Annotated in this window: 10 protein-coding genes; 9 read left to right on the top strand and 1 reads right to left on the bottom strand. The window is 65.5% G+C overall.

The annotated features are described in order from the left end of the window. Positions 1-13: 13 nt before the first annotated feature. The 3 genes from WBB07_RS02255 to WBB07_RS02245 all read left to right on the top strand — a co-directional run bounded on the left by WBB07_RS02255 (position 14) and on the right by WBB07_RS02245 (position 3,168). Complete coding sequence (locus tag WBB07_RS02255) at positions 14-1,117, top strand: MCE family protein (protein WP_526304398.1); 1,104 nt, start codon at positions 14-16, stop codon at positions 1,115-1,117. A gap of 1 nt (position 1,118) precedes the next feature. After that, a complete protein-coding gene (locus WBB07_RS02250) occupies positions 1,119-2,537 on the top strand; it encodes an MCE family protein (protein WP_526304332.1) in 1,419 nt (472 codons plus the stop codon). Positions 2,538-2,661: 124 nt separating this feature from the next. Beyond that, positions 2,662-3,168: a hypothetical protein gene (locus WBB07_RS02245; protein ID WP_526304330.1), complete on the top strand. Its 507-nt coding sequence runs from the start codon at positions 2,662-2,664 to the stop codon at positions 3,166-3,168. 24 nt (positions 3,169-3,192) lie between these two features. Here WBB07_RS02245 and WBB07_RS02240 read toward each other — a convergent pair whose 3' ends face one another. Further along, positions 3,193-4,344, bottom strand: coding sequence for an LLM class flavin-dependent oxidoreductase (locus WBB07_RS02240; RefSeq protein ID WP_526304328.1), 1,152 nt, complete (start codon positions 4,342-4,344; stop codon positions 3,193-3,195). Between the two features lie 272 nt (positions 4,345-4,616). On the opposite strand from WBB07_RS02240, the gene WBB07_RS02235 reads away from it, so the two are divergent. The 6 genes from WBB07_RS02235 to WBB07_RS02210 all read left to right on the top strand — a co-directional run bounded on the left by WBB07_RS02235 (position 4,617) and on the right by WBB07_RS02210 (position 11,830). After that, entirely contained in the window at positions 4,617-5,618 is a 1,002-nt protein-coding gene (locus WBB07_RS02235) for a methionine ABC transporter ATP-binding protein (RefSeq protein ID WP_526304326.1), read from the top strand. Beyond that, the gene (locus tag WBB07_RS02230) at positions 5,615-6,298 is read left to right on the top strand and encodes a methionine ABC transporter permease (RefSeq protein ID WP_526304324.1); all 684 of its coding nucleotides are present in this window, start codon (positions 5,615-5,617) and stop codon (positions 6,296-6,298) included. Before WBB07_RS02235 ends, WBB07_RS02230 begins: the two co-directional genes overlap by 4 nt. A gap of 37 nt (positions 6,299-6,335) precedes the next feature. Then, the gene (locus tag WBB07_RS02225) at positions 6,336-7,238 is read left to right on the top strand and encodes a MetQ/NlpA family ABC transporter substrate-binding protein (RefSeq protein ID WP_526304322.1); all 903 of its coding nucleotides are present in this window, start codon (positions 6,336-6,338) and stop codon (positions 7,236-7,238) included. 34 nt (positions 7,239-7,272) lie between these two features. Continuing rightward, positions 7,273-8,628: an NtaA/DmoA family FMN-dependent monooxygenase gene (locus WBB07_RS02220; protein WP_526304396.1), complete on the top strand. Its 1,356-nt coding sequence runs from the start codon at positions 7,273-7,275 to the stop codon at positions 8,626-8,628. A 167-nt stretch (positions 8,629-8,795) separates the two neighbouring features. Further along, a complete protein-coding gene (locus WBB07_RS02215; RefSeq protein ID WP_526304320.1) occupies positions 8,796-10,034 on the top strand; it encodes an acyltransferase family protein in 1,239 nt (412 codons plus the stop codon). A 92-nt stretch (positions 10,035-10,126) separates the two neighbouring features. After that, positions 10,127-11,830 carry a metallophosphoesterase family protein gene (locus WBB07_RS02210; RefSeq protein ID WP_526304318.1) on the top strand — a complete coding sequence of 568 codons (1,704 nt, stop codon included), beginning with the start codon at positions 10,127-10,129 and terminating at the stop codon, positions 11,828-11,830. The last annotated feature ends 54 nt before the right edge of the window (positions 11,831-11,884 follow it).

Here is an 11,884-nt window from a genome sequence, read left to right as displayed (position 1 = left end):
CGGCCGGGCCGTGATGCTTGTGGTGGTTGCCGTCCTGGTCGGTGGCTGCGGCGGTTGGCGCGGCGTCAACTCCCTGCCGTTGCCGGGCACCGAAGGCGGCGGTGCCGGCGCTTACGAGATCCAGGTGCAGTTGCCCGATGTGGCGAACATCCAGCCCAATTCGCGGGTGCGCGTCGGGGACGTCAACGTCGGCAACGTCACCCGCATCGAACGTCAGGATTGGCATGCGCTGCTGACCATCTCACTCAACGGTGATGTGGAGCTGCCCGCCAACACCGTGGCGACGCTGGGGCAGACGAGTCTGTTGGGCTCACTGCACGTCGAGCTGGCGCCACCGCCGGACTCCGCAGCCGTCGGACGGTTACACGGCGGATCGCTGATCCCGCTGTCATCGGCGGGTGCGTACCCGTCGACCGAACAGACACTGGCGGCGGTGTCGACGATGCTCAACAACGGTGGAATCGGCCGGCTGCAGGATGTCACCGAGGCGCTGAGCACCGCGTTGTCCGGTCGCGGCGCGGAGTTGGCCACTCTGATCTCCCAATTGGACGTTTTCATCGCCCAGGTCGATGCACAGACCGACGACATCGTCGGCGCCATGGACGGTTTGGACACCGTGGTCGGCCACTTCGCGGCCCAACAGCCCGTGGTGGACCGTGCGCTCACCACCATCCCCGATGCGCTGGCGGTGCTCAGCGAGCAGCGCACTCACCTGGCCGAGGCGCTTGTCCAGTTCGGACGATTCAGTGCCGTCACGGCGGAGTCGGTGGCACTGACCAAACAGGCCTTGATCAGTGAGCTCAACGACCTTGCGCCGGTGCTGAAGTCACTCGCCGACGCCGGTCCCGCGCTGACGCGTGCGCTCAGCCACTACGGCACGTTCCCGTGGCCGAAGGAGACCATCGGCAACTGGATTCGCGGCGACTACGGGAACCTGTCACTGACAATCGATCTCACTCTCAGCCGCCTCGATGCCTCGCTGCTCACCGGGACTCGGTTCGAGGGGGACCTGACCAGGCTGGAGCTGGAGTGGGGCCGAACCCTTGGTCAGAAGCCGAGCCCTTACACCGCGGGAAACCCCTTGGTGGCGCCGTACCAGAGTGTGCAGGGGCCCTGAGATGCGGCTGACCCGAGCGATGCGAATACAGCTGGCGGTCCTGTTGATGGTGGGGCTCACCGCCGCGGGGGTCACCGCCGTCAAATATGCGAAGGTCCCGGCGATGCTGGGCTTCGGGCAATACATGGTGACGGTGCAGCTGCCGGTGTCGGCGGGTCTGTATCCCGGCGGCAATGTCACCTACCGGGGGGTGGCGGTGGGCCGGGTGGAGACGGTACGACTGTCCGCCACAGGCGTCGACGCGGTGTTGGCGCTGCGGAGCGGTACCGACATCCCGTCGGACCTCGATGCCGAGGTACACAGCCAATCCGCGGTGGGGGAGCAGTACATCGTGTTGCTGCCGCGCGGCGACAGTGCGCCACCGCTGGCCGATGGGGACGTCATCGCCCGCGACCGGACGTCGGTGCCGGCGGACCTGAACGGTCTGCTGGACGCCACCAACGAGGGGTTGCTGGCCATTCCGCGTGACGACCTGCGCACCGCCATCGATGAATCCGCCACGGCGATAGGCGGATTGGGTCCAGAGCTCTCCCGGATCGTCAAGGGGTCGACGTCGCTGGCCATCGATGCCCGTGACAACCTCGACTCCCTGACGACGCTGATCGACCAGGGGGCACCGGTCCTCGAATCGCAGGGTGACTCCGCGCAGTCCATCCAGGCGTGGGCCGCACACGTCGCATCGGTCACCTCACAGTTGCGGGACAACGACCACGCGGTGGCGGAGGTGCTCAACGGTGGCGGTCCGGCCGCTGACGAGGTGCGATCGGTGTTGGACCGGGTGCGGCCCACCGTGCCGATTCTGTTGGCCAACCTGGTGAGTGTGGGCGAGGTGGCGCTGGCCTATCAGGCGAGTATCGAGCAATTGCTGGTGCTGCTCCCGCAGGGAACGGCGATCTTCCAGGCGCTGGGTGTGCCGACCCACGACACTCCGCTGAATCCTGGAGGTTTCCTCGACTTCAACCTGAACTTCAACCTGCCGCCGCCCTGTACCACCGGCTTCCTGCCCGCCCAGCAACGGCGTCCGCCGGCTCTGGAGGATGCCCCGGACCGTCCCGTCGGTGACCTGTACTGCCGGGTTCCGCAGGACTCTGTCTTCAATGTTCGTGGGGTGCGCAACATTCCGTGCATGACGGTGCCGGGTAAGCGGGCGCCCACGGTGAAGATGTGTGAAAGCGACGAGGTGTACGTCCCGCTCAACGACGGCATGAACTGGAAGGGCGACCCCAACGCCACATTGTCCGGGCAGCCGGTTCCGCAGCTACCACCCGGACCCGCGGTGCCGGTGATCGCGACCGCTGTGTACGACCCGGCAACCGGCACCTATCTGAGTCCGGACGGCACCGTAACGCGGCGGGCCGACTTGGCTGCAGGCGCCTCCGCGGACCGAACCTGGGAATCGATGCTGGTGCCACCGGGCTGAAGATCGGCGAGCGGCGATCGTGTTGCGATCCGCTAACGATCCGCCGAGGTGCGGTGTCACCGGGCCCCTCGCGGGTGCGCATGTGGTCTGGTGGATGACGATGCCCAGGTCTTCGCGCGTACTCATGACATCCCTGACCGCCGCCGCTGTGTGTTCGGTTGCACTGGTGGCTGGGCCCGTCACTGCGCGGGCCGCGCCGGCGTTCGACTCGCAGGGCTACACCAATTCGACAGCGCGGTGTGCCTCCGCGGCCGAGGTGGTGGTCTTCGGCAGCACCGGCGCGTCCCGGGTCGCCATCTGCGATACCGCAGATGGACTGCAGTACCGCGGGGTGCGGGTACGTGACGGGGCCCGCCTCGTGGTGCCCGCCTCGAAGAAGGCCGACGGCGAGTACGCCGCGACCACCGACGGCATCACCTACACGGTGACCTCGTCCGCGTTGAAGATCAGTTCCGGATCGTCGACCATCCGCACCGAACCGATGACCGATTTCCACGCCACGTCCACCGATACGCCGGCGAGTACGTCCACTCCCACGACAACGACCTCGACTCCCACGCCGACCACGACCACCTCGGTGGATCCGAATCTGCCGCCCCTGCCCGCCGAGGTCGGCGGCAGCGGCAGCTGACACCCTCCCCTGATCGAGAGTCACTCAGCGGCGGGATTCGGCGCCGAAACCCGCCGCTGAGTGACTCTCGGCGTAGGCGGGGCGGGCGGTCTTGCTGAGTAGCGGGAGAACACCGACGCCGACATGCGCGATCTCCTCGGCCTGCGGATAGCCGGACAGCACAAATTCGGTGACCCCGAGGTCGACGTACTCCCGCAACACCGCTGCCACTTCTTCGTAGCTGCCGGTGGCCGCGGTTCCGGCGCCGTCACGCAACAGACCGGGACCCGCCCACAGCCCCGGATGCACCTCCAGGGTGCGAGCATCGACGAGCTCACCGGAGGTCAGCGCCGCCATCCGCCGCTGGCCCTCCGAGCCGCTGGCGAGGTATTCCTCGTGCTTACGGTGTACCTGTTCGGCGGAGATCCCGGCAATCAGGTCCTCGGCCCGCCGCCACGCTGCCTCGGAGGTGGGTCTGGCCACCGTGTGTAGCCGCAGCCCGAATCGGATCGTGCGCCCACGGCGCGCCGCTGCCGCACGCACCCGGTCGATCTTCTCGGCAACCTGCGCGGGCGGTTCGCCCCAGGTCAGGTAGACGTCGGCGTGCTCGGCGGCCACCTCGATGGCCTCCGGCGACGAACCGCCGAAGTAGATCGTCGGCACCTGCTCGATCGGATACGCCGTGGTGGCCGCGTCGATGTCGTAGAACTCGCCACCAAAACTGAACTCCGGGTTGCTCCAGATCCCACGCACGATCGCGAGGAACTCGCCGGTCCGGCGATAGCGCGCCGACTTGTCGACACGGTCGCCGTACCGGTGCATCTCGGCATCGTCGCCGCCGGTGACGATGTTGAGCGCCAACCGATTTCCGGTGAATCGTTGATAGGTGCTGACCTGCTGGGCCGCCAGTGTCGGGGACAGGGCGCCGGGCCGGAACGCCACCAGGTATTTCAGCCGACGGGTGTGTTGTGCCAGCGCGGCCGTCGCGAGCCACGAATCCTCACAGTGGGATCCGGTCGGCGTGAGCACCGCCTCGAAGCCGAAATCCTCCGCCGCCCGACCCAATGCCGTCAGATTCTCCAGCGACGGTTGTAGGTGCGACTGCGCCCGGGTGGCCGAGCTTCCCCGGTTGTCGGCGATCGTCGCGGTATCGCCGTGAGTGGGTAGATACCAGTGGAACTTCAGTGGACTCGTCATCGACGCCATCTCCGATTTCTGCAGCGGGTCGCCCTCGAATGGCCCGCCGGCCGTGAGTCGCCGGTACCGCTGATTGTGCGAATTCTATTGCGGCCGTCCGGGGTCGACGAGGCGGGAGACGGTTTGAATCAGCCCGATCCGTACCCTTTCTGCGCACCGGGGAACTCCGTAGGTTTGGCGGCTGGCTGACCTGGATGGCGTTGACGTCCCCGGTCTGCCCAGCATGCGCAATGCCGCGCAGCGACATGCCCGTTCCCAGCAGAAGAGTTCCCATGATCGAGATCGAGAACCTCACCAAACGGTTTGGGGATCGCACTGTCCTCGACGACATTTCGTTGTCCGTCGACAGTGGTGAAATCCTGGCCGTTGTCGGTCCCAGCGGCGCGGGCAAGAGCACGCTGTCCCGCTGTGTGAGCTTCCTCGAACGACCCAGCAGCGGCACCGTCCGTGTCGACGGCAAGGACTTCACCCGAATCGAGGGCGCCGAGCTGCTTGCGGCCCGGCGCAGCGTCGGGGTCATCTTCCAGTCGGCGCCGTTGCTGAGGCGCCGTACCGTGGCCCAGAACGTCGCATTGCCGCTGGAGTATCTGCACGCCACCGATGGTTCCGTCCAGAAGCGGGTCACCGAGTTGCTGGACCGGGTGGGCCTCAGTGACCGCAGCGGATACTTTCCCGCGCAGCTCTCCGGCGGCCAGAAACAACGCGTCGGGATCGCCCGGGCGTTGGCGCTCGGCCCGTCGAACTTGCTCTCCGATGAGGCAACTGCGGGCCTCGATCCCACGACAACACGCCAGATCCTCTCGCTGCTCGGTCACCTGCGTGACGAGTTCGGCCTGTCCATCATCCTGATCACCCACGAGATGGAGGTGGTCCGGGAGATCGCCGATTCGGTGGCCCGCATCGACGGTGGCCGCATCATCGAGAGCGGCTCGGTGGAGGATGTCATCCTCGACCCGACGTCGTTGCTTGCGCACGAACTCCTGCCGGACCGGCCGAGTGTGCCGCTGCCCGGCGGGGGTGAGGTGTGGGAGGTTTCGTACGCCTCGCGTGAGGTGCCGCTGGATTGGTTGACGTCCATCCAGCATGTGCCCGGTATCGCCGAAGCCAAGGTCAGTGTGCTCAGCGCCAGTGTCGAGGCCATCCGCGGTATCGCGGTCGGACGTGCCGTCCTGGCCATCGCCCCGGCGGCGCCGGCCGGTTTCCGGAGCTATCTGACCGACCGCGGCCTGCATGTGCGGGCCACCACCGTCGCCGCGGCAGAGGTCGCCGCGTGACGCTGCTCGCGATCGAGGACTTCAACACCCCGTGGGTGAACGTCCCCGATCTGCTGCTACCGGCGTACGGGCAGACGTGGGTGATGGTCGGCGTCACCATGGTGTTGGTGGTGCTGGTCGGCACCCCGGTCGGGATCGTCCTGCACAACACCTCGGAGCTGGGGCTGTTTCCGGATCCGCGGGTGTTCCGGGTGCTCAACACCGTCGTCAACATCGGCCGGTCGCTGCCGTTTCTGATCCTGATGGCGGCCATCATCCCGGTGACCCGATTCATTGTCGGCACCACGATCGGCATCCCGGCGGCGATTGTGCCGATGACGGTTGCCGGTGTGCCGTTCTTCGCCCGCTTGGTGCAGAACGCGCTTCGTGACGTGCGCTCGGATGTCACCGACATGGGTCAGGCCTCCGGCGGGTCCTCGATTCAGGTCATCCGCTCCGTCCAGCTTTCCGAAGCCCTGCCGGCGCTGGCCGGCGCCCTGACGGTCAACACCATCGCGATGATCGAGTATTCGGCGATCGCCGGGTCGATCGGGGCCGGGGGCATCGGCAACCTGGCGATCACCTACGGCTACAACCGCTTCGACGACAACATCATGATCGCCACGGTGATCACCCTGATCGTCACCATCCAAGTCGTCCAGTTCGTCGGCGACCGTGTGGTCGCGGGCCTCACCCGCTGACCGAACTGCCGACCGACCTCCAACAGAAGGAAAACCCGTGAGTGACAGCAGCACATCCGGCGCCGGTGGCGTCGACCTCGAGATCAAGAAGAAGAGCCGCTGGCCGTGGATTGCCGGCGGCGTGGTGGCCGTCGTCGCGATCGTCGGCGGTGTCGTCTACGCCAACACCTCCAACGCCGATCAACCCTTCGGCACCAACCTCAAAGTGGCCACCTGGAGCACCGACATCGCTGCCGAGAATCTGCTCCAGTACATCGCCGACGAGGTGGCTCCCGATCACGGAATCACCATCGAACCGGTCCAGATCGACAACCTGATCGAGATCAACCGCGCTGTCGATGCGGGCAATGTGGCCGGCAACTTCTTCGAGCACCAACCGTTCCTCAACGACGCGATCGCAGCCAACGGATTCGAACTAACCTTGGCTGCACCGACATTCACCTGGGATCAGGCTACGTACTCGAACAAGTACCGCAGCTGGGACGAGCTGCCCAACGGGGCCAGCATCGCCCTTCGTGACGATCCCGCCGGCCAGGCCATCGCCCTGTTGGATCTCTCCGAGGCCGGTCAGATCACGCTGAAGCCGGGCAAGGACACCATCGAAGGTCTGCCGCAGCTCGGTGATGTCGAGTCCAATCCGAAGAACTACGAGTTCGTTCAGGTGCCCATCGGTCAGTTGGCCCGCAGCCTGGCAGATGTCGACGCGGTCACCGTCCACATCTCCGATGTGTATGCGGCGGGGTTGACCGAGGATCAGATCCTGGCCCGGCACCCGGCGCCCAAGGGCAGCGAGGGTGGGCTCGTGGTGAGCAACAAGCATCTCGAGGACCCGAACGTGCAGAAGCTGATCGCGACGTTCAAGGACCCCAAGATCGCCGAGTTCCTGGAGACCACCGACAACTCGTTGATCCGCGACACGCTCGGCCCCATCGGTGCCTGATACCGGACGGCCGTTGTACTACTCGGCGTTTGTCATGAACACCGCATCTCATGTGTTGCACGGGCTGTGGCGGGCCCCGCAGGCGCAGAACCACCGGTTCAATGAGCTGCGACACTGGACATCGCTGGCCGCCCAGGTGGAGCGGGCAGGCTACGACCTGCTGTTCTTCGCCGATGTGTTCGGGCTGCGGCAGACCTGGAACGGCAACTGGCGCAAGTCGGTTGAAGGTGGCATCCAGATTCCGGTGAACGATCCCTCGGTTCTGGCGTCAGCACTGGCGGCTGCCACCGAAAATCTCGGGATCGTGTTCACCAGCTCGATCATCCAGGATCACCCGTTCGATTTCGCCCGACGGATGTCCTCGCTGGATCACTACACCGATGGCCGGCTGGGCTGGAACATCGTGACGAGCTTCAACGACAACATGTTCCGCAGCTTCGGGTACGAGGGGACACCGGCTCACGACGAGCGCTACGAATGGGCCTACGAGTATGTGGAGGTCGCCTACAAGCTGTGGGAAGGCTCGTGGGATGACGGTGCACTGGTGCAGGACAAAGAGCGTGGTGTGCACTCTGACCCGTCGAAGATCCACAAGATCAACCATGTGGGAAAGCGGTACTCGGTCGAGGGGCCGCATTTCTCGTCGCCGTCTCCGCAACGTACGCCGGTGCTCTTCCAGGCCGGGTCTTCGCCTGCCGGCCAGCTGTTCTCGGCCCGCAACGCCGAAGGGGTGTACATCAGCAGCCCGAATCCTGAAGCTGCGCATCAGCTGATCTCGGAAACGCGGGCACTGGCCGCCGAGAGTGGCCGCGATCCCGGCGACATCACCTTTGCTCAGGGGCTGTCGTTTGTCATCGGTGACACCCATGCCGAGGCGGTCCGGCGCAATGACGAGATCAAACGGTATCTGGATCTGGAAGGCATCGCACTGCACGCCCTCGGTGACGCCGGTATCGACGCCGGCAGCCATCCGCTGGACACCCCGCTGAGTGAGCTCGGCGAATTCACCGGCATCAAGAGCTACGCGCGTTGGGCAGCCGAATCGTCCGGCAATGCCGAACCCACGATCGCGGACCTGGCTTGGGTGATGGAGGGCGCCAATCGGGTGGTGGGCACGGCTGAGGAGATCGCGGACCGTTTGGAGCAGTGGCGGGAGGCCGGAGTCGACGGCATCAACGTCTACCACGCGACTGTCCCGGGCTCTTTCCAAGAGACTGCCGACCGGTTGTTCCCGACGCTGCGGGAGCGCGGTCTGATCGCCACCGAGAAGTCCGGAACGTTGCGGCACAAATTGTTGGGTGGCGGTGACCGGCTGCCGGACTCGCATCCGGCTGCGAAGTTCCGTGGCGCCTTCGGCGACAACAACCTTCTCAACGGGCTCACCGGGTAGTTGCTTCGGGCAGCTGTGATGGGTGGTGCTGACTCGCCACAGGGCGCTTGTCGGGCCTGCCGGCCCGCCGCGCTGGTACCCTCCAGAAACTGCCGGATGCGGCGCCGGGGAGGGCGCCCCGGTGAGGGTACGGAACGAAATCAGCGAGTCCCACACGAAAGAGTCTTGTGCGCACCGGAGAGATCAGAGCCCTGTCCGGCTTGCGCATCGTTGCCGCCCTGTGGGTGGTGCTGTTCCACTTCCGGCCGCTGCTGGAACAGGCGGCACCCGGGTTCCGCTCCGCGCTGGCGCCGATCCTGAACAGCGGCGCCCAGGGCGTCGACCTGTTCTTCATCCTCAGTGGCTTTGTGTTGACGTGGAGTTATCTGGACAAGATGGGCCCACACTGGTCCACCAGATCCACCCTGCGTTTCCTGTGGCTACGCCTGGCCAGGGTATGGCCGATCTATCTGGTCACGATGCACCTGGCGGCCCTGTGGATCGTTTTCACGTTGTATGTCGGCCGGGTGCCCTCGTTGGTGGCCGATCAGCTGACCGCGGGGAACTATCTGCGCCAGTTCTTCCTTGTCCAGCTGTGGTCCGAGCCGTTTTTCGACGGCACCAGCTGGAACGGTCCGGCGTGGTCCATCAGCGCCGAATGGCTCGCCTATCTGCTGTTCGGCGCGGTGATTCTGGTGATTTTTCGGATCGGGCAGGCCACCCGGGCCCGCGGCATGCTGTTGCTGGCGGTGGCGGCGTCGCTGGCGCCGACGCTGTTACTTCTGGCGAGCGGGTTCTTCTACACCCCGTGGAGCTGGCTGCCGCGCATTGTCATGCAGTTCATCGCCGGTGCACTGGCGTGTGTGGCGGTGCGAAAGCTCAACCTGACCGATCGGTCGCGCAGTGCCGCCGGCTGGCTGTCGCTGTTGATCGGCGCCGGCATGGTCGGGCTGTTGTACTGGTTCGACGCCAATCCGTCGCCGAGGATCTACGATTCCGCCGGCCTGGTCGACGTCCTGTTCGTGCCGCTGGTGGTCACGCTGGCGATCGGTGCCGGGAGCTTGCCCGGCTTCCTGGGGACCCGGCCGATGGTCTATCTGGGACATATTTCATTCAGCCTCTACATGGTCCACGAGATCGTGCACACGTCATGGAACTGGGCCGTCATGCAGTTCGAGATCGTGCTGGTTCCGAGTGGGTGGGCCAAGGCGGTGGTCACCGGCTTGGTCCTCGGCTCGCTGTTGTTGGCGGCGCTGCTGTTCCACACTGTCGAGGAACCGGCCCGTTTGTGGATGCGGCGCATGATCGATGTCCGTGAACTTCCGGTCGATCTGCGTTCGGACCAGGAACCCGGGGCCCAGCACAACACCCTCAAGTCGGTGCACGGCTCCGACGGCGATGACACGGTGTCGGCGCGGGCCGGCTGAGCAGCCCGCGACAAGAGAGTTCACCGGGATTTTGGCCTCGCTTCGACGTGCCGCGACCGTTGAGGTGTGCCGGTTGGACCAGCATTGCCATGATGGCGACGAAGCGAGTGACCGCACCTGGTGAGGTTCCCGATACCGGTATCCCGCTGGAGTCGGCCGCCACCATGACGATGGCCGAGCAGTACGACTGGCATCAGGAGTATCTGCGTCGGCATCGGGTGTCGCGGCGCAATTTCCTGCGCGGTTCTGCGGCGGCAGCGGCGGTCACGGCGGTGGGCCTGTCGCCGTTTGGGCATCGGGCCTACGCGCAGGATGCACCGCTGGCGGTCGCCAACCGGCGGGTCGGTTTCGGGGCGGAAGCGGCCAGTCAACTCAGGCTCTCGGCGCAGCTGTCGCGCAACCCCGGCCGGCTCAAAGTGTTTCTCGACCACGGTCCGTCGCCGCAGCTCGGGGCCACCGTCGAGGCCGAGGTGCGCAATCTGGTCACCCAAATCCCGGACAGCGGCTCCGGGGTGCTGGCCGCCGAGCAGTTCTACCTGCACGCTCCGGTGGACGGGCTGGCCGGGCACACACCACACTTCTACCGGTGGCGCACCGAGGACGGATTTGTCAGCGATGTCCGGTCGGCGTCGACGGCGATGCCGAGCACACGAGCCGCGCTGGGCTCGTTCCGATTCACCATGATGGGGGATCAGGGCACCGATGACACCCCGACGCAGCCTCCCGGGTTGAGCCGCGGCGACTACGACAGCAGCTACTACAAGCCGGACAACGATCCCGGGGTGGCGCACACCGACAACGTGCTGAACCAGATCATCGCGGCTCGGCCGGACTTTCACGTGCTGGCGGGGGATATCGCCTACGCCGACCCGAGTGGGGCGGGTAAGCCGGCGATGTTCGTGCCGTCGAGTGGTCGTTTGCCACACGGCTTCGACAAGTTCAACCCGTATGTCTGGGATGTCTACCTGAACTCGATCGAAGCCAGTGCATCGGCCACGCCGTGGATGTTCGCGACCGGAAACCATGACATGGAAGCCGCATATCCGATGCGCGGCTACGGCGGACATGTCACCCGGCTGGATTTTCCCGGCAATGGTCCGGCCGGCTGTCCTTCGGTGTACTCCTTCACATTTGGCAATGTTGCGGTGCTGTCGTTGGACGCCAACGATGTCTCCTACGAGATCACGGCGAATACCGGGTACTCGGATGGTGCCCAAAATGTTTGGGTGGAAAGCACTTTGGCGGCTCACCGCACCGACCCGAACATCGACTTCATCGTGTGTTTCTTCCATCACTGCGCGTACTCGACCACCGAGGCGCACGCCAGCGACGGCGGCGTGCGGGATTCCTGGTGTCAGCTGTTCGATCGGTACCAGGTCGACTTGGTCCTTCAAGGCCACAACCACGTCTTCGAGCGCAGCGATCCGATCAGGGGCGGCAGCCCGACACGGGTTGCCGCGGATCAGGCCACGGTGTATCCCGAAACCGAGGGCACCGTGTACTACACCGTCGTTTCCGGAGGTCGGCCCCGATACTCATTCCAGCCGGGAGAGCTGGAAAGCTTTCGTGGGCACGAACTTCCAGACACGTTTGTGCCCAACGGCTATGTCTGGACCGCCGACGGCGACAAACACACCGAAGGTGTCGCCTGGTCGCGGGTGCGTTACCGCAATTACGCGTTCATCCGGGTCGACGTGCGGCCCGGTGTGTTGGTCAGTGAGATGGACGTGGTCGCAGTCGACGAATATGGTCGGGAGTTCGACAAACTCATCTACCGTCGCCCCGTTCGCAGGTGAGTGCGGGCCGGGGACACGTTAGCCTGGCTGATACCAGAGTCACGTTATCGAAGG

Source organism: Mycobacterium sp., from assembly GCF_049647605.1.
Lineage (GTDB): Bacteria > Actinomycetota > Actinomycetes > Mycobacteriales > Mycobacteriaceae > Mycobacterium.
Note: the sequence above shows the minus strand (reverse complement) of the source record. Positions and strands in the feature narration are given on the sequence as shown.